The 25,458-nt window shown below is 68.6% G+C and carries 16 protein-coding genes and 1 tRNA gene; 10 read left to right on the forward strand and 7 right to left on the reverse strand.

Annotated elements, in window-relative coordinates:
* The first annotated feature begins 51 nt into the window (after window positions 1-51).
* The 3 genes from BS69_RS0112420 (at window position 52) to BS69_RS0112430 (ending at window position 4,223) form a co-directional block, all read left to right on the forward strand.
* Window positions 52-1,644: an MFS transporter gene (locus BS69_RS0112420; protein WP_029942276.1), complete on the forward strand. Its 1,593-nt coding sequence runs from the start codon at window positions 52-54 to the stop codon at window positions 1,642-1,644.
* Between the two features lie 85 nt (window positions 1,645-1,729).
* Window positions 1,730-4,102, forward strand: a complete 2,373-nt coding sequence (locus BS69_RS0112425) for a putative bifunctional diguanylate cyclase/phosphodiesterase (RefSeq protein WP_051676809.1) — start codon at window positions 1,730-1,732, stop codon at window positions 4,100-4,102.
* Window positions 4,103-4,148: 46 nt separating this feature from the next.
* A tRNA-Gln gene (locus tag BS69_RS0112430) sits at window positions 4,149-4,223 on the forward strand.
* Window positions 4,224-4,241: 18 nt separating this feature from the next.
* Here BS69_RS0112430 and BS69_RS0112435 read toward each other — a convergent pair.
* The 4 genes from BS69_RS0112435 to otsB are packed head-to-tail and all read right to left on the reverse strand — an operon-like array spanning window position 4,242 to window position 9,135.
* Window positions 4,242-5,168: a cation diffusion facilitator family transporter gene (locus BS69_RS0112435; RefSeq protein ID WP_029942278.1), complete on the reverse strand. Its 927-nt coding sequence runs from the start codon at window positions 5,166-5,168 to the stop codon at window positions 4,242-4,244.
* A 57-nt stretch (window positions 5,169-5,225) separates the two neighbouring features.
* Complete coding sequence (locus BS69_RS0112440) at window positions 5,226-6,635, reverse strand: alpha,alpha-trehalose-phosphate synthase (UDP-forming) (protein WP_051676841.1); 1,410 nt, start codon at window positions 6,633-6,635, stop codon at window positions 5,226-5,228.
* Entirely contained in the window at window positions 6,632-8,416 is a 1,785-nt protein-coding gene (locus BS69_RS0112445; RefSeq protein ID WP_029942280.1) for a glycoside hydrolase family 15 protein, read from the reverse strand. The genes BS69_RS0112440 and BS69_RS0112445 overlap by 4 nt, the downstream gene beginning before the upstream one ends.
* Window positions 8,413-9,135, reverse strand: coding sequence for a trehalose-phosphatase (otsB, locus tag BS69_RS0112450; protein ID WP_029942281.1), 723 nt, complete (start codon window positions 9,133-9,135; stop codon window positions 8,413-8,415). Before otsB ends, BS69_RS0112445 begins: the two co-directional genes overlap by 4 nt.
* A 200-nt stretch (window positions 9,136-9,335) precedes the next feature.
* Between otsB and BS69_RS0112455 the strand changes: the two genes are divergently transcribed.
* The 5 genes from BS69_RS0112455 (at window position 9,336) to BS69_RS0112475 (ending at window position 17,754) form a co-directional block, all read left to right on the forward strand.
* A complete protein-coding gene (locus BS69_RS0112455; RefSeq protein WP_051676810.1) occupies window positions 9,336-12,767 on the forward strand; it encodes a response regulator in 3,432 nt (1,143 codons plus the stop codon).
* Window positions 12,752-13,600 carry a CheR family methyltransferase gene (locus tag BS69_RS0112460; protein WP_051676811.1) on the forward strand — a complete coding sequence of 283 codons (849 nt, stop codon included), beginning with the start codon at window positions 12,752-12,754 and terminating at the stop codon, window positions 13,598-13,600. Before BS69_RS0112455 ends, BS69_RS0112460 begins: the two co-directional genes overlap by 16 nt.
* Window positions 13,597-14,169: a chemotaxis protein CheB gene (locus BS69_RS0112465; RefSeq protein ID WP_029942284.1), complete on the forward strand. Its 573-nt coding sequence runs from the start codon at window positions 13,597-13,599 to the stop codon at window positions 14,167-14,169. The genes BS69_RS0112460 and BS69_RS0112465 overlap by 4 nt, the downstream gene beginning before the upstream one ends.
* Window positions 14,166-15,818, forward strand: coding sequence for a response regulator (locus BS69_RS13385; RefSeq protein ID WP_051676812.1), 1,653 nt, complete (start codon window positions 14,166-14,168; stop codon window positions 15,816-15,818). The genes BS69_RS0112465 and BS69_RS13385 overlap by 4 nt, the downstream gene beginning before the upstream one ends.
* 67 nt (window positions 15,819-15,885) lie before the next feature.
* Window positions 15,886-17,754: a S1 family peptidase gene (locus BS69_RS0112475; RefSeq protein WP_156957036.1), complete on the forward strand. Its 1,869-nt coding sequence runs from the start codon at window positions 15,886-15,888 to the stop codon at window positions 17,752-17,754.
* Between the two features lie 12 nt (window positions 17,755-17,766).
* On the opposite strand, the gene BS69_RS0112480 is transcribed toward BS69_RS0112475, so the two are convergent.
* Together BS69_RS0112480 and BS69_RS0112485 are read right to left on the reverse strand one after the other, a co-directional pair.
* Window positions 17,767-18,054, reverse strand: coding sequence for a hypothetical protein (locus tag BS69_RS0112480; protein WP_156957037.1), 288 nt, complete (start codon window positions 18,052-18,054; stop codon window positions 17,767-17,769).
* A 42-nt stretch (window positions 18,055-18,096) separates the two neighbouring features.
* Window positions 18,097-20,028: a TIR domain-containing protein gene (locus BS69_RS0112485; RefSeq protein WP_029942288.1), complete on the reverse strand. Its 1,932-nt coding sequence runs from the start codon at window positions 20,026-20,028 to the stop codon at window positions 18,097-18,099.
* Window positions 20,029-20,320: 292 nt separating this feature from the next.
* On the opposite strand from BS69_RS0112485, the gene BS69_RS0112490 reads away from it, so the two are divergent.
* On the forward strand, window positions 20,321-21,229 hold the full coding sequence (locus BS69_RS0112490) for a TIR domain-containing protein (protein WP_084184652.1): 909 nt from the start codon (window positions 20,321-20,323) through the stop codon (window positions 21,227-21,229).
* Between the two features lie 26 nt (window positions 21,230-21,255).
* Window positions 21,256-23,046: a hypothetical protein gene (locus BS69_RS13830; RefSeq protein WP_156957038.1), complete on the forward strand. Its 1,791-nt coding sequence runs from the start codon at window positions 21,256-21,258 to the stop codon at window positions 23,044-23,046.
* On the opposite strand, the gene BS69_RS13835 is transcribed toward BS69_RS13830, so the two are convergent.
* On the reverse strand, window positions 23,043-25,403 hold the full coding sequence (locus BS69_RS13835) for a serine/threonine protein kinase (protein ID WP_051676814.1): 2,361 nt from the start codon (window positions 25,401-25,403) through the stop codon (window positions 23,043-23,045). The two genes, BS69_RS13830 and BS69_RS13835, sit on opposite strands and share 4 nt — an antisense overlap.
* Window positions 25,404-25,458: the final 55 nt, after the last annotated feature.

A 25,458-nucleotide genomic window follows, 5' to 3' on the forward strand; every position in this document is an offset into this window, starting at 1 on the left:
CCTCGCAACCGCCCTCGCTAAAACCCTCGGCAAGAGGGGGAATTTCGCATCATGGCATCAGCCGCAGCACCGACCGACACGCCCGAAGAACGGCCCCAGCGCGACCGGCTGGTGATCACCGCGAGCGCGCTCGGCACGGTGTTCGAATGGTATGATTTCTTCCTCTACGGAATCCTCGCCGCGCTACTCGGCAAATTGTTCTTCCCCGCCGACAATCCCACCGCGGCGACGCTGGCGAGCCTCGCCGCCTTCGGCGCGGGCTTCGGGGTCCGGCCGCTGGGCGCGCTGCTGTTCGGCTGGTTCGGCGACAAGGTCGGGCGCAAATACACCTTTCTCATCACCATCACGCTGATGGGCGGGGCGACCGCCGCGATCGGCTTCCTGCCCACCTATGCCAGCGCCGGGCTGTGGGCGCCGGCGCTGCTGGTGACCTTGCGGCTGCTCCAGGGCCTCGCGCTCGGCGGGGAATATGGCGGGGCGGCCATCTACGTCGCCGAGCACGCCCCCGAGGGCAAGCGCGGCCAATATACCAGCTGGATCCAGGTCAGCGTGGTCGGCGGCTTCCTCCTCTGCCTGTTCGTGGTGCTGGCCTGCCGGACGGCGCTCACGCCTGAGCAGTTCGACGCCTGGGGCTGGCGCATCCCGTTCCTCGCCAGCCTGATCATGCTTGCGATTTCGCTCTACATCCGGATGAAGCTCAGCGAGAGCCCGGTGTTCAAGGCGATGAAGCAGGCGGGCACGGTCAGCCGCAATCCCTTCAAGGACAGCCTGACCTATCCCGGCAACATCAAGCGCGTGTTCGTCGCCATGTTCGGCGTCGCCGCGGGGCTGACGGTCATCTATTACACCAGCCAGTTCGGGACGCTCTACTTCCTCCAGGGAACGGCGCGGGTCGGCGAGACCGAGGCCCTGCTCTACATGGCGGTGGGGGCGTGCATCGCGGCGCCGCTCTACGTCGGCTTCGGCGCGCTGTCGGACCGGATCGGCCGCAAGAAGCTGCTGCTCGCCGGCTATGCGCTGACCCTGGGCCTGCTGTTCCCGCTGTTCCACATGATGGCGGACGGGGCCAATCCGGCGCTGGCACGAGCGACGGCGGCCAAGCCGGTCACGCTCGAAATGCCCGACAATTGCGAGTTCAACGTCTTCGCGCAGAAGCATGTCGAGCCGTGCGCGCAGGCGCTGAACTTCCTGTCGAAGCGCGGCATCAGCTATCGCAAGGACGTGATCGGAACGGTCGCGCTGCGGGTCGGCGACCAGCGGGTGCAGGGCTTCGACCAGGCGGCGTATACCGCCGCGCTCGCCGGGGCCGGCTATCCCGACAAGGCCGATCCGGCCGAAAAGCAGCGCTGGAAGATCATCCTCGCGGTCGCGGTGATGGTGGCGCTCTCGGCGATGACCTACGGCCAGGTCGCGGCGATCATGGTCGAGCTCTTCCCGGCGCGGATCCGCTATACCTCGATGAGCGTGCCCTATCATATCGGGACGGGCTATTTCGGCGGCTTCCTGCCCTTCATCAGCCAGTATATCGTGGTCCGCACCGGGGATGCCTATGCCGGCCTGTGGTACACGATCGCGGTGGTCGCCATGGCCTTCGTGGTCAGCGCCATCTGGCTCCCCGAAACCTATCGCAAGTCGCTCGATTGATCCGTTTCGGTGCAAGCTCCGCCAAAATCGATGCGAACTTTAGGTTTCGTTCGCTTCTTGCGCCTAGTCCGGCACGGTGACGGACGTGCTCATCCGTGATGTGTTGACAGCGTCGGAGCGGCCCGGCCGCATCCGCCTCCTCGAATTGTGCTTCATCGCGCCGCCTGGCGACGCGCTCGGCCATCGGGTGCGCCAGGGGCAGATCGACTCACTCGTCCGGCTGGTCCCGCTGACGATTGCGGTCAACCTGCTGGCCGCTCTGGTGCTGGGCGCCTGCCTGTGGCCGATCGGCCATCACGGCGAATTGCTGGCCTGGGCCGGCGTATTCCTCGGCTTCTGCGTCCTTCGCTTGTCGCGGGTCTGGCGGCTCAGGCGCGACCCGGCCTACGCCTCGCGCAATCCGCCCTCGCTCAGGACCATCCTCCCACCGATCTTCTTCCTCAGCCTGCTGTGGGTGGTTCCGGTGCTCGCCTGGTTCGACGGCGCGCCCCCGCAGGCCCAGGTGATCATGGTGCTGGTCCTGTTCGGCATGGCGAGCGGCGCTTCGGTCACCCTGTCGAGCGTGCCGCCTGCGGCGCTCACCTATGTCGGCACGGTGACCATCGCCGGGCTCGTCAGCATGTCGCGGCTGGGGGAAATCACCGTCCTGATCCTGCTGCCGCTGTTCGCGGGGCTGCTGACCTATGCCGTGCTGTGGAACGCGCGCCAGTTCGCCGGCCATCTCGCCGCCAGCCTCGAGCTCCGCGAAAAGGCCGAGCTTATCAACATCCTGCGCGAGTTCGACGCCTCGGGCAGCGAATGGTTGTGGGAGCTTGGCCCCGACCTCGCGCTGACCCGGGTCTCGTCGGGCCTTGCTGACGCGCTCGGGCGCACACCGGAATCGCTGATCGGGCTCGATGCCGTGACCCTGCTCGATCCCGTCGGGCGGGTGGCGGCGGTGTCGACGGGGATGCGCACCATCGTCGATGCCTTGCGCTCGAACCGGCCGTTCCGCGACGTCGCCATTCCGGCCATGTCCGGGCGACAGTGGTGGTCGCTGTCGGGCAAGCCGCTGTTCGACCATGCCGGGGCGCCGATCGGCTGGCGCGGAGTCGGTTCGGACATCACCGCCTCGCGGCTGACCGGCCATGACAGCGTCACCGCCGCCCGCCACGACCACATGACCGGGCTGGCCAATCGCCTCCTGATCCGCGAGCTGCTCGAGGAGGCGCTGCTTCGCCGCCGCGCGGGCCGGGGCAGCTGCGCGATGATGCTGGTCGATCTCGACCGCTTCAAGCTGGTCAACGACACCCTCGGCCACGGCATCGGCGACGAACTCCTGTGCGAGGTGGCGCGGCGGCTCGAGCAGGTCGCGGCGGGGACCCGGGTAGGGCGCCTCGGCGGCGACGAATTCGCGCTGGTGCTGACGGCGACCAGCGGCCGCGCCGAGCTGTCGAGCCTCGCCGAGGAAATCATTCGCTCGCTTTCGGCGCCCTACCGGATCGGCTCGGCCGATCTCAACATCGGGGCGACCATCGGGATCGCCGTTGCGCCCTCGGACGGGGTGTCTCAGGAAACGCTGATCCGCAGCGCCGACCTCGCGCTCTACAGCGCCAAGAAGGCGAAGCGCGGGAGTTTCCATTTCTTTGCGCCGTGGATGGCCGAGCAGGCGGCCGCCAATCGTGCGCTCGAGAGCGACCTGCGGCAGGCGCTCAACATCGGCCAGCTGAGCCTTGCCTATCAGCCGATCGTCCATGCCCGAAGCCACAAGGTGATCGCGCGCGAGGCGCTGCTGCGCTGGACCCATCCGGTCCGTGGCGAGGTTCCGCCCGACCTGTTCGTGCCGGTGATCGAGGATGCCGGACTGATCGGGCAGGTCGGCAATTGGGTGCTTCGCGAAGCCTGCCGCGAAGCCGCCGCCTGGAAGGACCGGGCGCGGGTCGCGGTCAACGTCTCGAGCGCGCAGCTCGCCGCCGGGCCGGTGCTGGTGGGACATGTGATCCAGGCCCTGGGGTCCAGCGGGCTCCCGGCCGAGCGGCTCGAACTCGAGGTGACCGAGAGCATCTTCCTCGCCGACGACAGCACCACCCGGGCGACGCTCGAGCAGCTGCGCGCGATCGGGGTGCGGCTGGTGCTCGACGATTTCGGGATGGGCTATTCCAATTTCGTCTGCCTCGCCAATGGCGAATTCAGCAAGGTCAAGATCGACCGCAGCTTCACCGCCGCCGCGGCGCTGCCCGGCCATCCGGCCGAGCGGGCGATCGTCGAATCGATCCTGACCCTGGCCCGGGGCCTGCGTCTCGAGGTCACCGCCGAGGGGATCGAGACCGTCGAGCAGGCGGCGCAGATGACCGCCATGGGCTGCGGCCAGTTGCAGGGCTATCTGTTCGGTCGGCCGACCGTTCCTGCGTCCCGCGCCGAAGGGCTGCCAGAGCCCGCCCCGGTCGCGACGTTGCGCCCGCGCCCCTACGCCGCCTGAACGGGCTTCACCTCGCGCTTTGAGCCGCTATAAGCCGCCCGCGCACTGGGGCGTCGCCAAGTGGTAAGGCACCGGTTTTTGGTACCGGCATTCGCAGGTTCGAATCCTGCCGCCCCAGCCAGTTTCCACACGAAAATGATTAGGCCAGCGCCACTGCGTCGCCCGCGGGTTCGGGGCGGATGAAGATGCGGGTGAGTTCGGGGTGTTTCGCAGCGAGGCGCTGTTCGAGGCGGCAGATCAGCGCTTCGACCTCGGGCACGCGCAATTCGTCCTCGATGTCGATCGCGACCGTCGCAATCACCTGGTCGGGGGCGAGCTGCGACGTGGTGACGTCGATCACCCGGGTGACGCAGCCCTCCGCATTGGCCATTTCGCGGATCGAGCGGGCGAGCTCGGGCGCGGCGCGCTCGCCGATCAGGAGCGCCTTGCTCTCGCGCGCGAGCAGCACCGCGACCACCGCCAGAAGCAGCCCGATCAGCACCGACCCGACACCGTCGATCCATGGGCGGTCGAGCCACAGCGACAAGGCGGTCGCGCCCGCGGCGATCGCGATCCCGATCAGCGCCGCACTGTCCTCGAACAGGACCATGAAGCTCGCCGGATCCTTGCTGTTGCGAAAGGCGGCCCAGAAGGCTTGGTCGCCGCGGCTCTGGTTGAAGCTCTTCCAGCCGAACCACCAGGACACGCTCTCGAAGACGAAGGACAGGCCGAACACGGTGAAGTTGATCCACGCCTGCTGGATCGGCTCGGGCGCCATGATGTGGATGACCCCCTCGTAGAGCGAGACCCCGGCGCCCAGCGCGAAGATCAGAAGCGCCACCACGAAGGCCCAGAAATAGAGCTCGCGGCCATAGCCATAGGGGTGGTGCTCGTCGGCGGGCTTCTTGGCGCGGTGCTGGCCGTAGAGGAGGAGCACCTCGTTGCCGGTGTCGACCAGCGAATGGACCGCCTCGCTCAGCATCGAGCTGCTGCCGCTGATCGCCGCCGCGATCCCCTTGGTCACGGCGATGCACAGATTGCCGATCAGGGCGGCGATGATCGCGGTTCGACTGCTGTGCTCGGCCATGGGAGCGCCAACCGGCGGCGCGGTCAATCGTTGCGCCGTCGCACCGAAAGGCGGGACTCAGGCGGTCTCGGCGAGGGGCTCGGGCGTGAGCGGGGGCGTCGCGGCGAACAGGGCGTCGGTGAAGCGGCGGCGCCACCACAGCACGTCCTGTTCGCGGATATTGTCGAACATCGCCCGCCAGCGCGCGATCCGCTCCTCGCGGCCCATGGCGAGCGCGGTGCGGATTGCGTCGGAGACTTCCTCGGCGCTGTAGGGATTGACCAGCAGCGCGTCCTTCAGTTGGACCGCGGCGCCGGCGAAGCGCGACAGGATGAGGACGCCTGGATCCTCGGGATCCTGCGCGGCGACGAATTCCTTGGCGACGAGGTTCATGCCGTCGCGCAGGGGCGTGACCAGCGCCATCCGGGCGGCGCGATAGACGCCCGCCAGCACGGCCCGCGAATAGCCCTGGTTGACGTAGCGGATCGGCACCCAGTCGAGATCGGCGTGCGCGCCGTTGATCCGCCCCGACAGCCCTTCCAGGGAGCTGCGAATGCGCTGGTAGCTTTCGACCGTGCCACGCGACGGCGGCGCGATCTGGAGCAGGAAGACTTCCTTCCGCTCCGCCGGATTCTCGACGAGGAAGCGCTCGTAGCCGAGAAAGCGTTCCTCCAGCCCCTTGCTGTAGTCGAGGCGGTCGACCCCGACCATCATCGCGCGGTTGGCGGCGCTGTCGCGCATCTGGTTGAAGGTCTCGATCGCCTCCGGGCTCTCGGCAAGCGACCGGAACTCGGCGCAGTCGATCCCGATCGGGCAGGTGATCAGCCGGATCTGCCGGTCGCCGAGCCGGAGGATGCCATCGGCATAGGAGCCACCGCTTTCCAGCACCACGAAGTCGACGAACGACTGCAGCCATTCGTCGGTGTGGAAGCCGATCACGTCATAGGCGAACATGGTTTCCACCAGGTCGCTCGCCTCGGGCAGGGTCAGCAGCAGCCGGCGCGGCGGCCAGGGCGTGTGGAGGAAGAAGCCGATCCGGTTGCGGCAGCCGCGCTTGCGCAGCTCGGTGCCGAGCGGGATCATGTGATAGTCCTGGACCCAGACCGCGTCGTCGGGCTCGATCAGCGGGGCGATCGTCTCGGCGAAGCGCTCGTTGACGCGCTGGTAGCCGCCCGCGAAGCCGCGCTCATATTCGGCCAGGTCGATGCGATAGTGGAACAGCGGCCACAGGGTCCGGTTGGCGTAGCCGTCGTAATATTCCTCGACGTCCTGTTCCTCGAGGTCGACTGTCGCGGTGGTGACGTCGTCGTCGCGCTGGAAGGTGATCTGGCCGGTGAATTCTTCGGTCACCTCGCCCGACCAGCCGAACCACAGGCCGCGGCATTCGCGCAGAGCCGAGGTCAACGCGACCGCGAGCCCGCCTTGCGAGCCCGCATTGCCGCCGGTCGCCGCGGCGACCCGGTTGGAGATGACGATCAGGCGGCTCATCGGACCGAACTCCATGGCTTGCTGAGGAGGACCGCGCAGTTGATCGTGCCCACCAGCGAATAGGTCTGCGGGTAATTGCCCCAGAGCTCGCCGCTCTGTGGATCGATGTCCTCGGACAGGAGGCCGGCCCCGGTGCGGCGCGATAGCATCTCCTCGAACAGCGCGCGGGCGTCGGCTTCGCGGCCCGTCGCCTGGAGCGCTTCGATCAGCCAGAAGGTGCAGACGTTGAAGGCGGTTTCGGGCAGGCCGAAGTCATCCTCGGTCGCGTAGCGCAGCATGTGCGAGCCGCGCCGCAGCCCTTCCTCGACCGCCCGCAGCGTGCCCTGGAAGCGCGGGTCGGACGGGGCGAAGAAGCGCAGGTCGAGCAGCTGGATCAGGCTCGCGTCGAGGTCGTCGCCTTCGAAGGTCGCCGAGATGCGCCCGGTGTCGGGACGCCAGGCGGCGTCCTCGATCCGACTGCGGACGGTGGCGGCACGGTCGGCCCAGAAATCCGCCTTGTCGCCGAGCCCGAGCGCGCTCGCCGCCGAGGCCAGCCGATCGCAGGCGGCCCAGCACATGGCGGCGGAATAAGTGTGGACATGCTTGCGGGTACGCAATTCCCACAGGCCGGCGTCGGGCTGGTCGTGAAGCGCGAAGGCGCGTTCGCCGATCCGTTCGAGCGCCGCAAAATCCTCGGCGGTCGCCATTCGGAACAGGCGGCGGTCGAAGAAGGCCTGGACGTTGGACAGGATGATCTGGCCGTAGGCGTCGTGCTGGACCTGTTCATAGGCCTGGTTGCCGACCCGGACCGGCCCCATGCCGCGATAGCCGGGCAGGCCGGGCTCGACCCGTTCCTCGAGCCGCGCTTCGCCGGTGACGCCGTAGAGCGGTTGGATCTCGCCCCCGCGTGCCTCGTCGACGATGTTGCGCAGGTAGCCGAGATAGCCCTCGAGGACGTCGAGCGCGCCCAGCCGGTTCAACGCCTGGACGGTGTAATAAGCGTCGCGGATCCAGCAGTAGCGATAGTCCCAGTTGCGCTGCGACCCGGCATGTTCGGGGACCGAAGTGGTGAGCGCGGCGACGATCGCGCCGGTCTCCTCGTGCTGGCAGAGCTTGAGCGCGATGGCGGCGGCGATCACCGCGTCCTGCCATTCGACCGGGGTGGCGAGCCCGCGCACCCACTCGCGCCACTCGGCGGCGGTGCTCGCCAGCATCTCGATGACGCGCTGCGAGAGGTCGTCGCCAAAGGGCTCGTCGGGCCCGAGGAAGAAGGTCGCGGCGCGTTCGAGGCGGAAGAAGCGCTCCTCGCGGACCAGCGCTACGGGAGCGTCGGTGGTGAGCCGCATCGGTAGCGCGGGCAGGTGGAAGCGAATGTGGTTGGAGCCGCCGGGAAGCGCCTCGGCCTTCTGTCCCCAGTCCTGCGCCGGACGCAGCCGGACCCGGATCCGCGGGCTGCCGCCGAGCGGGCGCACGATCCGCGCGAAGGCGACCGGGCGATAGGTCCGGCCGAGCCGCTGGAAGCGCGGGCAGAAGTCGACGATCTCGATGCTGTTGCCGGCGGAGTCGGTCTTGGTGGTCGAGAGGATCGGGGTGTTGCGCAGGTAGCGCTGCTCGACCGTCACCTCGTCGTGGAGGTCAATCGCCCAGAAGCCGTGCTGCGGCTCGTCGGCGCCGCCGAGCAGGGCCGAGAAGAGGGGATCGCCATCGACCCGGGGGACGCAGCCCCAGACGAAGGAGGCGCTTCGATCGATCAGCGCGCTCACCTGGCAATTGCCGATCGGCCAGAGGTCGAGATCGCTCATGCCAGCGCCTCCGCGGCCTGGGCCAGCCAGGTATGGACCGCGGGCACGTCGGCAAGAGCAAAAGTCGCCGCGGTGGTTCGCGGCTCGCCGACCAGGATCCCGGCCCCGCCGAGGGCGGCGGCGGCGGCGAAGCCATGCTCGTCGGTGAGGTCGTCGCCGATGAAGAAGGGGCGGGTGCCGCGGAAGGGCGGCTCGGCCATGATCGCGGTGACCGCGCTGCCCTTGTCGCCGCCCGCAGGCTTGAGTTCGAACACCATCTTGCCGGGCTGCACCGCGAGCCCGCTCGCCGCGGCAACCGCAGTGACCGCGGCGCGGCACAGTTCCTCGGCCTCGGGGGCCTGGCGATAATGGAGCGCGGCGCCCAACGGCTTTTCCTCGAGGAGGAGCCCGGCGACGCGCTGGGTCAGGTCGCGCAGTGGCTGGAAGGCTTGCGTCGCGGTCGCAGTCGGGGCTGGGGCGCCGGGCCGCTCGAGCCCGTGGCTCCCCGCGACGGTGATGTCGAGCGGACCGAGCCAGGCGCGGACGTCGCTCGCGGCGCGGCCGCTGACCAGCACCACGCGTCCCTCGAGCCGCTCCACCAGCTGGCGAAGAAGGGCCGGAAGCCCCGCATCGACCAGGATCGCGTCGGGCCGGTCGGCGATGGCGACAAGCGTCCCGTCGAAATCGAGAAACAGGCTCGCGCCCTCGAGGAGGTGCGTTGGCGGTGGTTCGAGCAGCATCGGTCCACTGTTATGACAAGAAGGGAAGGGCACCCGCGCCGAGGCGCCGGGCGCGCTCGTTGCTTTCCTCTAACGACGCGGCTTGCCCGCTGTTCCGGGAAATGTCGCGCCGGGGCCACAGCCAAATGATCGAGGTTGCGAAAGTTGCACAGGCATGGAAACGCCCGGACGGCTCAGACATTGGGACTGTCCACACGATCATGAACGAAAACGACCAGAACATTAGCGCGACCCGCTCCAGCCTCGGCACCATCGTGGGCGTGATCGCGGCGCTGGTCTTCTTCGTCGCGACCGGGGTCATCACCTATCTCAACATCCAGTCGGTGCGGGCGGAGACCGAGCGGGTCGCGGCCACGCATGAGGTGATCACGAGCCTTGGCGACCTCCTCTCGGCGATGCAGGATGGCGAAACCGGACAGCGCGGCTTCCTTCTCACCGCCAACCCCGCCTATCTCCAGCCCTATCGCGACGCCGAGGCGCGCAGCCAGGCGAGCCTCCAGACGCTCGACCGGCTGACCCATGACGATCCCGAGCAACGGACGAACCTGGAATCGCTCCGCCCGCTGGTCGCGGCCAAATTCGAAAGCCTCGCCCAGTCGATCGCGGTTCGCCAGCGCAACGGGATCGAGGCGACGCTCGCCACGATCGATCCCGACCGTGAAAAGGCGCAGATGGACGCGGTCCGGCTGAAGATCGCGCAGCTTCGCACCAATGAGCGGCAGACCCGCCTTGGCCGGATCGAGGCGCGTGACGCGGCGTTTAGCACCGCCATCCTCAGTGCCGTCATGGCGGCGCTGCTGGGCATGGCGCTGACGGTCGCCATCGGTTTCCTGGCGCACCGCTCGGCCACCGCCCGGCGGCGGCAGCTGTGGCTCCAGGCCGGCGAGGTCGGGCTTGCCCAGGCCATGCTCGGCGACAAGGACGTGCCCGGGCTCAGCCAGGACATCGTCGACTTCCTCACCAATTACGTCGGCGCGCAGGCCAGCGTCCTGTTCAAGGGCGAGCATGGCATCTTCCGCCGTACGGCCATGCTGGGCGTGCCCGCCGAGGCCAAGGTCACCGAGCGCTTCAAGCTGCGCGAGGGACTGCTCGGGCGCGTCGCCGAGTCGGGCAAGCCGATGATCGTCGACGAGGTGCCCGAAGGCTATCTGACGATCGGCTCCGCGCTCGGCCAGGACCGCCCGCGGCACCTCGTCATCGCGCCGCTCAACGCCGACGGGCTGGTCAATGCGGTGGTCGAGCTGGGCTTCCTCAAGCCGGTCGACGCGCAGGTGCTCGAATTGCTCGACCAGGTCGCGGGACCCGCCGGGACCGCGCTGCGGTCGGCCAAATATCGTACCGAGCTCAGGTCCCTTCTCGAGGAAACCCAGCGCCAGTCGGAGGAGCTGCAGGTCCAGAGCGAGGAGCTCAAGGTCTCCAACGAGGAACTCGAGGAGCAGGGCCGGGCGCTCAAGGAATCGGCGGTGCGGCTCGAGCAGCAGCAGGTCGAGCTCGAGCAGACCAATTCGCAGCTCGAGGAACAGGCGCGGCTGCTCGAGGTCCAGCGCGACGACCTCGCCAAGTCGAGCGCCGCGGTCGAGGCCAAGGCCCGCGAGCTTGAGCAGGCGAGCCAGTACAAGTCCGACTTCCTCGCCAACATGAGCCACGAATTGCGCACCCCGCTCAATTCGCTGCTGATCCTGTCCAAGCTGCTCGGCGACAATCCGACCGGCAACCTGACCGAGGAACAGGCGCAATATGCGCGGACCATCCAGGCCTCGGGGAACGACCTTCTCAACCTCATCAACGATATTCTCGACCTGTCCAAGATCGAAGCCGGCCACGTCGAGGTCCAGCCCGCGGAAGTCGCGATCGAGCGGCTGACCCGCGACCTCCGGCGGACCTTCGAGCCCATCGCGGCCGAGCGCGGGGTCGCGTTCGAGATCGCGGTCGAGGCGGGGGCGCCCGACCTCATCGTCTCGGACCGCCAGCGGCTCGAGCAGATCCTCAAGAACCTCCTTGCCAACGCCTTCAAGTTCACCGCCGAGGGCAAGGTCACGCTCGCCATCGCCCGGGCGGAAGACGACCGCATCGCCCTCAGCGTCAGCGATACCGGAATCGGGATTGCGCCCGACCAGCAGAAAGCGATTTTCGAGGCCTTCCGCCAGGCCGACGGCTCGATCAACCGCAAATTCGGCGGGACGGGGCTCGGCCTGTCGATCTCGCGCGAGCTCGCCCGGCTGCTCGGCGGGACCATCGCGCTCGAAAGCGAGCCGGGCGTCGGCAGCCGCTTCACCGTCACCGTGCCGGTCGAATATGACCCGGGCCTGGTTTCCGCCCGGCCGCTGCCGGCGCCGGCTGCCGCACCGGTCCCTGCAGCCGCCGCGACCAAGGCCCCGGCCAAGCCGCGCCGCAAGGTCGCCCGCAGCGCGCCGGTCGACGACGACCGCAACCAGCTCGGCGCCGGACAGCGCGTACTGCTGATCGTCGAGGACGATCGCACCTTCGCGAAGATCGTCCGCGACATTGCGCGCGAGGCCTCGTTCCAGACCCTGATTGCGGGCACCGCCGAGGAAGCGCTCGACCTCGCCCGCGAGCACAAGCCGAGCGGCATCGTCCTCGACCTCGGCCTGCCCGACCAGTCGGGCCTAGCAGTGCTCGACCGGCTGAAGCGCGAGGACGCGACGCGGCACATCCCGATCCACGTCATCTCGGCCAGCGACCAGACCCAGACCGCCTTTTCGCTCGGCGCCATGGGCTATCTGGTCAAGCCGGTGAAGAAGGAGGAACTGAGCCAGGCGCTGTCCGCGCTCGAGGCCCAGCTGACCCGCACCATGCGGCGCGTGCTAATCGTCGAGGACGACCTCGTCCAGCGCGAGGCGGTGAGCAAGCTCCTCGCCGGGCCCGAGATCGAGACGGTCGCGGTCGGCACCGCCGCCGAATGCCTCGAGCGGCTGCGCGCGGAGACCTTCGATTGCATGGTGCTCGACCTCTCGCTGCCCGACGCCTCGGGCTATTCGCTGCTCGAAACGCTGAGCGAGGACGACCAACACAGCTTCCCGCCGGTGATCGTCTACACCGGCCACGACCTCAGCCAGGACGAGGAGCAGCGCCTGCGCCGCTATTCCAGCTCGATCATCATCAAGGGCGCGAAGAGCCCCGAACGGCTGCTCGACGAGGTCACGCTTTTCCTCCACCAGGTCGTGTCCGAGCTCCCGGCCGAGCAGCAGCGGATGATCCGTCAGGCGCGCCACCGCGACGCCGTGCTCGAGGGCCGCAGGATCCTGGTCGTCGAGGATGACGTCCGGAACATCTATTCGCTGACCAACATCCTCGAGCCGCGCGGGGCCAAGGTGGCGATCGCGCGCAACGGCCAGGAAGCGCTCGACGCGCTGGCCAAGGCGGGTGCGGGCGGCGACCCGGTCGACCTCGTGCTGATGGACGTGATGATGCCGGTGATGGACGGGCTCGAGGCGACCCGGCGGATCCGCGACGACCAGCAATGGGCGCGGCTGCCGATCATCATGCTGACCGCCAAGGCCATGCCCGACGACCAGGCCAAGTGTCTCGCCGCGGGCGCCAGCGACTACATGGCCAAGCCGCTCGATGTCGACAAACTGCTGTCGCTGGTCCGGGTGTGGATGCCGCGGTGACCAACCCCCCTGCCGGGAACGTCGAGGACATCGAGATCCAGCTTCTGCTGGAAGCTTTGTTCCTGCGCTATCATTACGACTTCCGCCACTATGCGCGCACCTCGATCCGGCGGCGGCTGCGCCAGGCCCGCGACCAGCTCGGCTTCCCCAATTTCTCGGCGATGCAGGAAGAGGTGCTGCACGACGAGGACATGCTCTCGCGGCTGCTCGACTATCTGACCGTGCAGGTCAGCGAGATGTTCCGCGATCCGAGCTACTTCCTCGCCCTGCGCGAGAAGGTGGTGCCGCACCTGCGCACCTACCCATCGCTCAAGATCTGGATCGCGGGCTGCAGCCATGGCGAGGAAGTGCACAGCTTCGCCATCCTGCTCCACGAGGAAGGGTTGCTCGACCGGACGATCATCTACGCCAGCGACATCAATCCGGCCGCGCTCGAGATCGCGCGCAGCGGCATCTACCCGCTCGACCGGATCGCGACCTTCTCGCGCAATCACCAGCTGGCCGGGGGCAAGAGCTCGCTCGCCGACTATTACACCACCGCCTACGACCGCGCGGTGTTCGACAAGAAGCTGCGCGCGAAGGTGGTCTTCTCCGACCACAGCCTCGTCACCGACGAAGTGTTCACCGAGTGCCAGCTGGTCTCGTGCCGCAACGTCATGATCTATTTCGACCGGCCGCTGCAGGACCGGGCGGTGGGGCTGTTTCGCGATTCACTCACCCGTCGCGGATTCCTCGGGCTGGGCTCGAAGGAGACCCTGCGCTTCTCCGAACATGCCGACTCCTTCACCGACTTCGTCCGCGAGGAGAAGATCTACCAGCGGACCGACGCATGACCGGGGCCGCGCCGCGAGCGATCGTGATCGGCGCCTCGGCGGGCGCGGTGCAGGCGCTCTCCGACATCCTGCCGCGGCTTCCGGCGGACTATCCCGTGCCGATCCTCGTGGTGGTGCACGTTCCGGCCGCGCCCTCCGGGCTGACCCGGCTGTTCGCGGCCAAATGCGCGGTTGCCGTGGTCGAGCCCGACGACAAGGAAAGGATCGCCCCCGGCACCGTCTATTTCGCCCCGCCCGCCTATCACCTGATGGTCGAGCGCGAAGGCACCATCGCCCTTTCGACCGACGAGCCCGTGCTCTTCTCGCGGCCCTCGATCGACGTCCTGTTCGAGAGCGCGGCGGAGAGTTTCGGCCCCGAGCTCCTCGCGGTCGTGCTGACCGGCGCCAACGAGGACGGGGCGCGCGGCGCGGCGCTGATCGAGCAGGCGGGCGGAAGCGTGCTGGTCGAAGACCCCGCAAGCGCCTATGCCGCCACCATGCCGGCTGCCGCTCTTGCCCGTTGTGCCGATGCTCGTGCCCTGTCGCTCGACTCGATCGCCGACCATCTCCTGGGTCTCGGAGCCGCATGACCGACCTTGTTTCGCCCGTTCCGCTGCTGATCGTCGACGACCTCGCCGAGAATCTGCTTGCGCTCGAGGCGCTGCTGGCGGCCGACCACATCCAGTTCCTGCGTGCACGCTCGGGCGAGGAGGCGCTCGAGCTCTTGCTCCAGCACGATGTCGGGCTGGCGCTGCTCGACGTGCAGATGCCGGGAATGGACGGGTTCGAGCTCGCCGAATTCATGCGCGGCAACGAGCGTAGCCGGCGCGTGCCGATCATCTTCCTCACCGCCGGCAGCAGCGACATTCATCGCCGCTTCCGCGGCTACGAGGCGGGGGCGGTGGATTTCATCCAGAAGCCGATCGAGGCCGACATCCTGCGCAGCAAGGTCGGCGTGTTCGTCGATCTTTACCAGCAGCGCCAGGCGCTGTCGCGTTCGGCCGACCGGCTCGAGGAGCAGGTGCGCGAGCGGACCGCCGAGCTCGAGCGGGCGATGGAGCGGCTTCGCGCCGAAGTCGCCGAGCGCGAGCGCGCCGAAGCCTCGCTTCGGCAGAGCCAGAAGATGGAGGCGGTCGGCCAGCTGACCGGCGGCATCGCGCACGACTTCAACAACATGCTGACGGGCATCATCGGTTCGCTCGACATGATGCGCCGGCGGATGGCGGACAATCGCCTCGACGGCTTCGAGCGCTATCTCGACACTGCGCTCAAGTCGGCCGAGCGGGCCGCCGCGCTGACCCACCGCCTGCTCGCCTTCGCCCGGCGCCAGCCGCTCGATCCCCGGCCGCTCGAGGTGCCGGCGATCCTCCAGGCGGTGGCGCAACTCGTGTCCCACGCGCTGCCCGAGAATATCGCGCTAGGGCTCGAGGTCGCCGACGGCTTGCCGCTGGCGCTGGCCGACGCCAACCAGCTCGAGAATGCGATCCTCAACCTCGCGATCAACGCCCGCGACGCCATGCCCGACGGCGGCGAGCTGGTGATCGCCGCGGGACGCGCGGAACCGGGGAAGTGCCCGGCGGCGATGGATCACGAGACGTGCCTGCGCATCTTCGTCCGCGACACCGGCAGCGGCATGCCGCCCGAGGTTCTCGACAAGGTGTTCGAGCCCTTCTTCACCACCAAGCCGCAGGGGCAGGGGACGGGGCTTGGCCTGTCGATGGTCTATGGCTTCGCCGAGCAGAGCGGCGGCACCATCCGGATCGACAGCGCGCCGGGCGAGGGGACCACGGTCAGTCTCTATCTCCCCGGCACCTTCGCCGTGCCGCCGGTCGAGGAAGGCAAGGCGAAGGTCCAGCCGAAGGGCACGGGACAGCGCGTGCTGGTGGTCGAGGACGAGGACGCGGTGCGGATGCTCGTGCGCGAGGTGCTCGAGGAACTGCACTATGACGCGACCGAGATCGCCGATCCGTCCCAGGCCGTGCCCTATCTGAAGTCGGACGCCGAGATCGACCTCATGATCAGCGACATCGGCATGCCGGGGCTCAACGGCCGCGAACTCGCCGACGAGGCGCGCCGCCACCGGCCCGGGCTGCCGATCCTGTTCATCACCGGCTATGCCGAACAGGCGACCTCGCTGATCGACTTCCTCGATCCCGGCATGATGCTCGTCACCAAACCCTTCACGCTCGAGAAGCTGGCTGAGAGCATCAATCGCCTGCTGCGAGAAGAAGTGGCGTAAGCGCGAGGGCGCTGCGCCCGCCACGCGGACATGCTAGTCTTGCCCGATCGAGGCGAGGGGGCCGCGCATGGCGAAATTGGGCTATTTGTTGGCGGGGTGCGTGCTGGCGGTCAGTCCGGGGGCCGCGCGGGCGAGCGAGCCGGCACCGCCACCGGCACCGGCGCCGGCACCGGCACTCTCCGCGTCGCGCCTGGGCGAGGTGCGGGTGCGGATCGATCCCGGGGTCGGCGAGGAGGCGGCGGAGATCCTGAGCCTGCTGGGCAATTTTCCGTTCGTCACCGTCGGCGAGCCCGCGGACTATCTCGTCACCACCAAGCCCGACTTTCCGCTCGACCTCGAGCTCGTCGACCTGCGCGATCCGCCCGATCGCTGGCGCGATGTCACCAAGACCTTCGAGCCCGTCGTGCCGCGCCCGCGAACCTGGCCGGTCGGCAACCTGCGCGACGAGGCGACAGTGCCGCGCCTCCAACGCCTGCTGGTCGCGGCGGGACGGACCCGGGCGCTGCTCGACCGCAGCTTCGCCGACACCAACGGGGTCGAGATCTGCCTGGTGATCAAGATCTTCGGGACCGACTGCAAGCCGCTCGGGCAGAAGGGGACCACCGCGTTCGTCCGGTTCGAAGACGATGCCGAGGTACGGGTGACCAACCGCTCGGGCGGCCCGCGCTTCGTCACCGCCATGGCCGCCGACGGGACGCTGGGGCTCGACTGGGCAGGGATCGACGCCGAGGCGCCCGTGCGGAGGTTGGCGCCGGGCGAGAGCATCGTCTTTCCGGCCCGGATGGTGATCCGGTCCGAGGCAGAGGACGATCCGCGTTTCCTCATCCTCACCTCGGCCGCGCCGATCGACGTCGCCGCGATCGACCATCTCGATCCGCTCGGCGACTGGCCCGACTGCACGGCCGATGGGCAGAAGGAGTGCGTCCGGCCCGAGCCGGGACTGGTGCTCGCCGACGACCTTGCGGTGCGCTCGGTCCAGGTGTTGATCGATCCCGAGCCCGTGGTCGCCATGGGCAACGCAATGGACGCCACCGCGATGATGGCGACCTGGGCCGCGCAATTCTATTCGGTGCTGCCCTATACGCCCGCCGAGATCGCCGCCGACGCCAAGCTGCCCGAGGACCAGAGCCAGTTCCTGAAGCTGAGGAGCTACGAGGAGCGCCAGCATCGCTGCGGGGCGACGCTGATCGCGCCGATGATCGTGATGACCGCCGCCCATTGCGTTGCCGACGGCCAATATGCCGGCAATGGGCTGGCCAAGGTGCTGGTCCAGCGGCGGGTCCGGATGGGCTCGCGCAAGCTCGGCAAGGAGGGCACGACCTATGCGATCGCAGGGGTCGCGGTGCACGCGGGCTATGCTCCCGGAGACCCGCGCAACGATGTCGCGCTGCTGCTGCTCGCGGCCGACCGGGGCTCGGTGGGCAGGATGCCCGCGCCGCTCGCCACCGCGACCCGGCCGCTTGCCGCTGGGGTCAGGGCCAATGCCTTCGGCTGGGGCCTGACCGGTGCGGTGTCGCCGACCGGGAGCATCATCATGCCCGTGTCCGGCCGCCTCAACCGCAATGCCGAGACGCTGCAATATGGCGAACTCGCCTCGGTCAGCCTCGACGCCTGCCGCCGAAAGCTCGCCGACAAGGTGACCCCGGGCATGGTCTGCATGTTCCCGCCGACCGCGCTGGCCGGGCGCGCGAGCGGGGACGGGGTGTTCACCTGCCGGGGCGACAGTGGCGGGCCGCTGGTACGCCGGGTTTCCGGCCGCGACGAACTGGTCGGGGTCGTCAGCTGGTCGATGGGCTGCGGCTACAAGGATTATCCCTCGGTATTCGCCGACGTCGGCTATTTCGCGCGCTGGATCGACGCGGCGAAGGTCGCGCTCAAGCCGGGTGCGGCGATCCGGGTCGCGGATCCTGCCCGGCCGAACGCGGCCTCCCGATAGTCACCCGAATGATCAGTGGTCGGTCGACCCCTGCATGGTCGGCTTGGGACCCTTGGCAGCGCTGTTGCCCGGCGCGGCCTCGTTGCCCGGGGCCATTTCGTTGCCCGGCGCCATCGCATTGCCCGGCGCCATCTCGTTGCCCATCGGCATGACCGCGACATTGCCGGCCGCGTCATTGGCGATGGCGGCATTCATCGCCGCGGCCTCGTCGGCATTGACCACGTCCTTGCGGGTCTGTCCGCAGGCGGTGATCGCCATGGCCGCGACCACGATCGACACTCCAGTCAGAAGCTTGCGCATATGCCCCTCCGTCAGCGAGCCCGTCTCGCTCCAGGACATTGATTATACGAAATGAAGCGCGCGCAATAGCGCCTTGTACCGCGGGGCCGCGTGAAGCGGCGCGAGGAACGGATCGCTGAGAAGATAGACCAGCCCCGAATCCTGCACCTTCACCGCCTTGTCGAGCGCATCGAGCGCGGGCTCGACCTTGCCCCATTGCGCGAGCACCTGCGCCTGCTGGTAAAGGCCGTTGTCGCCTTCGTCGCGCACCAATTGGTCGAACGCGGCCGAGGCTGCACGCTGGTTGCCCCGGCGGATGGCCAGGATCGCCTCGCCGGGCAGCTTGAGCAGCGCCGAGCGTTCCCGCGCATATTCGGCGGCGGCCTCGTCGAGCTGGCCCGAGAGCAGCAGCGCGTTGGCGATGTCGCCATGCGCGCCGCCGAGGTCGGGATTGAGCTCGAGCGCGCGGCGCGCGGCGGCGATTGCGCCGACGTAATCGCCGCTCGCGAAACGGATCCTCCCCTGCGTCTTGGCGAGCGCGGGGTTGAGCGGATCGAGCGCCACCGCCCGCTCGATCGCGGGGCCGGCAATGGCGAAGTTGCGGCGGCGGCCGTGATACAGGGCATAGAGGTTGAGCACCTCGGCACTGCCCGCACCATAGTCGTGCGCCTTGGCGAAGGGGGCGTCGGCGGCGAGCACGTCCATCTTGCCGTAGAACAGCGCATAGCCGAGCGCGGCATAGCCCTCGGCATATTCGGGCGCGCCCGAAATCGCCTCACGCGCTTCGGTAATGGCCTCGTCGTAGAGCAGCCGTCGCTCGGCGGTCTCGGCATATTGGTTGGCGATGACGGCGAGCGCGCGCGAGCGGGCGGCGCGCGCGGCGGCATAATCGGGATCGAGCCGGACCGCCTCGGTGAACTGCGCCAGCGCCGCGCGGTCCGAGGCTTCGTCGCGCTGGCTGTCGAACAGGTCCTTGCCGCGCAGATAGGCCTCGAAGGCGCTGATGTTGCGCGTGTCGCCGCTCTGCGCATGCGCGTCCTTGGCGCCAAGCTCGGCGGCGAGCGCGCTGCTGACGGTCTCCGCGACCTGGCTCTGGAGCGCGAGGAGATTGGTGAGCGGGCCGTCGAAGCTCTGCGTCCACTTGCTGAATCCGGTCGCGCCGTCGATCAGCTCGACCGCGATGCGGATCTGCTGCGCGTCCATCCGGACATTGCCGTCGAGGAGGTTGGCGACCTTCAACTTGCGTGCAATGTCGGCGCTGCTCGCCTCGCGGTCGCGGAAGACGTTGGACGAGGCCTGGCCGACCACGCTGAGAAGCGGATTGCGGCTGAGGCGCGCACGAAGCTCGGCGGCGAGACCGTCGGACAGATAGGTCTTGCTCGCGTCGCCCGAGAGGTTCTCGAACGGCAGGACGGCGAGGCTGTTGGCGCCTGCGCTGCTTGCTCCGAACCAGCGCCAGCCCGCAAAGCCCGCGCCCGCGACCGCCAGCGCCGAGCCGGCGATGAGCGCGGTCCGCCGGCTGACGGGGAGGGAGCCCGCGTTCTTGCGTGCCTGTGGTTCGGGCTGGTGGCCCATGATCTCGGCGATGGCGGCGATCGCGCGCAGCATCCCCGGGCTGCCGCGCCGGCCGCGCCCCTTGGAGATGTCGATGCACTGGATCTGGCGGAACCCCAGCGGCGGTTCGGTGCCGTCGATCGACAGCGGCACCAGCCGGTGATGGTCGCGGCCATAGCCCGCCTCGTCCTTGACCCAGTCCGACTGGCCCGCCTCGGCCGACCACAGGACGACCACCGCGTCGGCGCCTTCGAGCGCGGTGCTGATGCTCGACCCGAAGCGGTGACCACCCGGGATCAGCGCATCCCACCAGACCTTGAAGCCGGCCTCCTCAAGGGTCTTGATGACCGCATAAGCGGTTCGCTGGTCGCGCCGGCAATAGCTCAGGAAGACGTAGCGTTCGTGGGGTACCCGCTCGCCCTCATCCTCGTGCCGGTTCATCGATGCTGCCCCAGTGCGGTCCCGAAGCGACAGGACCGGTTGATACCCTATGCAACAACCGCGCGGCTGTCATCCGCCCTTGGGGCCATGGCCTTGATCTCGATCATTGCCGCCCGCGGGACCGGGCTGCGCCGTAACGGCACGCTTCCCGTTACAACTTCACTAACCAAATGCTCGACAACGAGGCATAAGTGACAGAAAAGAGCGCCTCCGTGCGACTCGGAAGACAGGAATCCGCCACTCGTTTCAACCAAGGGCTCGCGGGCTCGTCGCCCGCCTGGAGTGTGAAAGCTTGTCAGGGACGGACATCTTCATCTCCTACAGCCGGGCGGACCGACCGGTGGCCAAGCATTTGGCCCAAAGGTTCGAGGGCGAGGGATTCACCGTCTGGTGGGATGCCGCGCTCCATTCGGGCGAAACCTTCGACGAGGTGATCGAGCGCAACCTGCGCGCGGCCCGGGCGGTGGTCGTGCTGTGGTCGCCGCGCTCGGTGGTGTCGCGCTGGGTCCGCGCCGAGGCGACGCTCGCCGACCGGCTGGGCAAGCTGGCTCCCGTGGTGATCGAGGAGTGCGAGCGGCCGATCATCTTCCAGCTGACCCACACCACCGACCTCACCGAATGGACCGGCAATGCCGACGACCCCGTCTGGCGGCGCCTCATCGAGGACCTCCAGCGCGCGACCCGGAGCAGCGGCCCAGGCGCCGCCCCGGCCCCCGCGCCCGCCGCGCGGCGTTTCGATCCTTCGGCGGTCGCCGCACCGGCACCGGCCCGGTCGCGCGAGCCCGAGCCCGAGCCCGTTCGCGCCGCGCGCGCTGCGGTGGTGGTCGAAGAGGTGATGCCGGAAACCACCCAGTTCCATCTGCGCGACGATGCGCTCGAACTGCTCGGCGCCGATTTCCATGCGCTCGAGATCATCGTCGGCGGGCGGATGGAGAAGCGCTTCATCGTGCCGACCGCGGGGCTCAGGATCGGGCGCACGCCGCCCTCCGATGTGATCCTCGCCGATCCCATGGTGTCGCGCGCGCATTGCATCGTCGAGCTGAAGGACGACCGGCTTCAGGTCACGGACCTGCGCTCGACCAACGGGACATTCGTCGACGGTCATAAGGTCGAGGGCAAGGCCTTCCTGCCGGTGGGTTCGATCCTCAAGGTGGGCAATGTCGAGCTCACCCACGTGGTGAGGAAGCCGCAGGACCGCTGACGGGTTTCGAGGGGGGGCAGACAGCGTTGAGAGAACACCGACCGCCGCGGCCGCGGATCACGCTCAACATCGGGATCACCGGGCATCGCGCATCGGTCCTTTCGCCAGAGGTGGTCGAACGCACCTCGCCGATCATCGAGCGGGTCTTCGCGGACCTGCGCGCGGCGACCGAATTTCTTCACGTGGAGAACCGCGACCTGTTCTCGGCCGAGCCGCCGCAGCTGCGCCTGCACACGCCGCTTGCGACCGGTGCCGACCAGATGGCCGCGACGGTGGCGCGCCGCACGGGCTTCGAGGTTCGCGCGCTGCTTCCGCTGGCCGCCGACGATTATGACGCCGACTTCAAGCGCGGCCGCGAGAAGCGCGAATTCGCCCAGCATCTCGAGCTTGCGCACGAAGTGTTCGCGCTGCCGTCCGAAGGCGCGGACCGCAACGCCGCCTACGTCCAGGTCGGGCGCGCGGTGGTCGCGAGCTGCGACGTCCTGATCGCGGTGTGGGACGGGCGGGACGGTAACGGACCGGGCGGGACCGCTTATGTCGTCGACCTGGCTCTCAACCTGTCGGTGCCGGTGATCCATGTCCCGATCGACCGCGACACCGGCACGCCGGGCGAACCGCGCCTCATTTTCGGGCGCGACATCATCGACTATTCGGCGCGGCCGCTCGAGGGGCGCGAGGACGTGACCGAGCTTGTCGCCGACGTCCTGCTGCCGCGCGACACGTCGGAGCGCGGCCATGCGCTCGAATATTTCGAGGAGCAGGAAAAGACGGCGAACTGGCGGATCGAATATCCGCTGCTCTTGTCGCTGCTGCGGGTGAAGAAGCTGCCCAAACGCTTCTGGCACCAGACCAGCATCGCCGACGACATCGCCTACGAATGGAAGGACGTGCGCGATCCCGGTCCCGAGGAGACGCGGCGGCCGTTCGCCTGGTCCTATGGCTGGGCGAACTTCCTTGCCATTCGCTATGCCCAGCTGTTCCGCAGCGGGCACATCACCAATTACGTGCTCTCGGCACTGGCGGTGAACCTCGCGCTGTTCGGGCTGATCGCGCCGGCCATCAAGATCTACCTCGTCATGGCCGAACTCGGGGTGATCGGGCTGCTCTTCTGCAACACCAATGCCGGCACGCAGGGCGACTGGCACCGCAAGTGGCTGCAATATCGCTATCTCGCCGAGACCTTGCGGCCCTTCCTCTACCTCAAGCGCACCGGCCTCGTCGGGCCGCCGTTCCGCAACGAATATGCCCATGCGCCGATGCACCGGCGGGGCGGGGCCGACTGGACGCGCTGGTACGCCGCGGCGGTGTGGCGGCAGATGGGCTGGCCCAATGGCGAGCTGACGAGCGAGGGCATCCGGCAGCTTGCCACCGACGCGGTGACCGAGCAGCTGCTGCCGCAGGCCGCCTATCACAAGGTCAATGCCGAGCGGATGCACAAGCTCGACCACCGGCTTCACGAGATCGGCAATTTCCTGATGGGCGCGGTGATCGCTGCCTGCTTCCTCTACCTGATCGGCTATTTCGTCATGCACGACTGGACCAAGTCGCTGACCGGGCCCTTCATCTTCCTCACCGCGGGACTACCGGCGATCGGCGCGGCGGTGTTCGGGATGCGCGGCCACGGCGAGCATCTGCTCGCGGCCAGCCGCTCGGCGCATACGGTCGAGGCGCTGACGGGCAATGTCACGCGGCTGCGGCAGGCGACCCAGCTCGATGCCCTCGCGCGCGAACTCGAGGCAAGCGCGGGGACGATGCTCGCCGACCTCAACGAATGGACCGCGAGCTATTCCGAACGCTCGCTGGAAATCCCCGCCTAGCGCGACGCGCCCGACGAGCGCTTGACCAGGAAGACGAGGTAGGCGCGGGTCTGCTTGGCCTGCTTGATCAGGCCGTCGGCCTGCCGGTCCGAGCGCACCCCGCGGAAGCTGTCCTTCAAGGTCGCGAGGCTGTTGTCGTAGGTCCGCGCCAGCGCCGCATTCTGCTTGAGCATGTCGTAGGCCGCGCGTTCCTCGGGCGTGCTTCCGGGCCGCGCGCGCTCGCCCATCCGGATCACCTGCCGGGCCATGTCGCGGCCGTCGCTGACGATGCCGTTGAAGGTCGCGGCGGTCGAGGGCGAGAGCGTGTCCGCCGATGCGGTGGTGGCGGCGGGCGCCGCGGCGACCGTGGTCGGCTGCGCGGTGCGCGCGGTGGTCGTCGCGCCGATCGTCGCCTTGGCCGCATTGGCGGCGTCGAGCTTGCGCTTCTCGCGGGCGAGCTGCTCGGCCTGCGCCAGCCGCTGCTGGTCGCCGCCGTCGAGATTGGCGATGGCGAGCGCTGCCCCCGAAAAGGCCTTCCACGAAGCGAGCGACTGGCGCGCGCTCGCCAGCGCGAGGCGCGGATCGGTCGCGGCGCGGGCCTGTGCGCTGGCGCTGCGCAGCGCGTCGACGTTCTTCCTGAGTTCGGCGACCGCCAACTGGCGTTCCTGCGGCAGGGTCGCGGGGTCGGCATTGATCCAGCTCGCCTTGCCCGCGATCTGTCCGGTGCGCTCCTCGACCGACTTGAACAAGGCGTCGGCGAAATTGCCATAGACCGCGCGCGCCCGCTCGCCCGCCTCGGCGTCGCTGGGGGGCGAGGTGGTGAGGCCGGCAGCGAAATTCGTGACCGGCGCGAGCAGCGCCTCGGGGACCGCGGCGGCCTTGGCCTCGGCGTCGAGCGCCTGCGTGCCTTCGGCGATCTCGGCGACGGGCACCACCACCGGCTCGGCCGAGGAGGGGAGGACTTGGATGGTGTCGTTGGCGGCCGCGGGACCCGACGAGCCCCGGGTCAGCGCCCAGCCGCCACCCACCACCACGACCAGCGCCGCCGCCGCACCGCCGATGAGGACGGGCTTGGAGACGCCCTTCTTCTGCGCGGGGTCATTGTCAGGCTTGCCGGTCGCGGCGGCCTTTTTAGCGGCGATCCGGTCGGCCGCGGCCTTGTCGTCGACCGGGGAGGACTTGGGTTCGCCCGGGGCTGCCGTCTTGGCTGCGGCGGCAGTCCCGGCAGCGGCAGCGGCAGCCGCCGCGACGGGCGCGACCGGCGCGTCCTTGGCTTCGACCGGCTCCTCGGTCTTGGCGGCGCCGCCGCCCTTCTTGGTCGCGTGGGTATGGCCCGCGCGCTTGAACTCGGCTTGTTCGGGGTGGTCGGGGACGCTGGTGACCGGCTGGAATCCCTCGGCCACGGGCGCCACCGGAACGATCGATTCCGACGTCGTGTCGAACGGCACCACGCGGGTGACCTCGCCGTCATCCTCCTCGGCCTCGGTATCCTCGGCGGCGTCGAACATCGCCAGCCAGTCCGAGATCGACTGCGGGCGCTCGTCGGGGCGGACCCCCATGGCAGCGTCGACCGCGGCGAGGAAGCGGCGGCTGTAGCCCGGCCAGCTGCCGCTCGCGAGCTTGTCGCCCGCGCCGCCATGCATCCGCTCGAGCACCTCGGCGGGCTTGGTCCCGGTGATGCATTCGTAGAGCACCACGCCGAGCGCGTAGATGTCGGTCCACGGCCCCTGCGGGAAGGTCTTCACATATTGTTCGATCGCCGCATAGGGCGGGGTGTGGAAGGTGACCTTGGTGCTGGTCGCCTCGCCGGTCTCAAACCGGGCCGAGCCGAAGTCGATCAGGACCGGGCGCCCGCTGTCGTTGATGAGGATGTTGGGCGGCTTGATGTCGCGGTGGAGGACGCCGACGCGGTGCGCGCGCTCGAGCCCCTCGGCGATTGGCTTGATCAGCGCGATGAGGCTCCGCTCGTTCCAGCGCTGGCCCTGTTTCAGCAGCCGCGACAGCGACATGCCGTCCTCGAAGTCCATCACCATGTAAGCGGTGCCGTGGATCTCGAACAGGCTGCGGACGCTGACGATATTGGGGTGACGCGACGGCGTGGAGAGGTTCCAGAGAAGCTTGGCCTCCTCGACGAACTTCTTGAGCCCGAGCGCGTGCACTTCCTCGGCATCGCTGTCGATCGGGACGACCGTCGCCTCGGCATCGCGCTCGCTGATCGAGCTCGGGAAATATTCTTTGATGGCAACCAGTTCGTTGAAGTAGATGCCGCGGCCCTTGTAGACGATGCCGAAACCGCCGACCCCGAGAACTTCTTCCAGACGCCACTCGCGAAGCACGGTGCCGGGCGGGAGTGCCTTGGTGCTATACGCCTTGTTCAACGCGCGTCCCCCGGAATTGCTCGGTTTACAAATCGCATAATCGCGCGTTGATTGC

The organism is Sphingomonas astaxanthinifaciens DSM 22298 (genome assembly GCF_000711715.1).
Classification (GTDB): domain Bacteria; phylum Pseudomonadota; class Alphaproteobacteria; order Sphingomonadales; family Sphingomonadaceae; genus Sphingomicrobium; species Sphingomicrobium astaxanthinifaciens_A.

What these genes read in the sequence shown, in the direction of transcription:
- BS69_RS0112420 (WP_029942276.1), top strand. Translation starts at nt 52, where the DNA reads ATGGCATCAGCCGCAGCACCGACCGACACGCCCGAAGAACGGCCCCAG.
- BS69_RS0112435 (WP_029942278.1), bottom strand. Translation starts at nt 5,168, where the DNA reads ATGGCCGAGCACAGCAGTCGAACCGCGATCATCGCCGCCCTGATCGGC.
- BS69_RS0112440 (WP_051676841.1), bottom strand. Translation starts at nt 6,635, where the DNA reads ATGAGCCGCCTGATCGTCATCTCCAACCGGGTCGCCGCGGCGACCGGC.
- BS69_RS0112445 (WP_029942280.1), bottom strand. Translation starts at nt 8,416, where the DNA reads ATGAGCGATCTCGACCTCTGGCCGATCGGCAATTGCCAGGTGAGCGCG.
- otsB (WP_029942281.1), bottom strand. Translation starts at nt 9,135, where the DNA reads ATGCTGCTCGAACCACCGCCAACGCACCTCCTCGAGGGCGCGAGCCTG.
- BS69_RS0112455 (WP_051676810.1), top strand. Translation starts at nt 9,336, where the DNA reads ATGAACGAAAACGACCAGAACATTAGCGCGACCCGCTCCAGCCTCGGC.
- BS69_RS0112465 (WP_029942284.1), top strand. Translation starts at nt 13,597, where the DNA reads ATGACCGGGGCCGCGCCGCGAGCGATCGTGATCGGCGCCTCGGCGGGC.
- BS69_RS13385 (WP_051676812.1), top strand. Translation starts at nt 14,166, where the DNA reads ATGACCGACCTTGTTTCGCCCGTTCCGCTGCTGATCGTCGACGACCTC.
- BS69_RS0112475 (WP_156957036.1), top strand. Translation starts at nt 15,886, where the DNA reads ATGGCGAAATTGGGCTATTTGTTGGCGGGGTGCGTGCTGGCGGTCAGT.
- BS69_RS0112480 (WP_156957037.1), bottom strand. Translation starts at nt 18,054, where the DNA reads ATGCGCAAGCTTCTGACTGGAGTGTCGATCGTGGTCGCGGCCATGGCG.
- BS69_RS0112485 (WP_029942288.1), bottom strand. Translation starts at nt 20,028, where the DNA reads ATGAACCGGCACGAGGATGAGGGCGAGCGGGTACCCCACGAACGCTAC.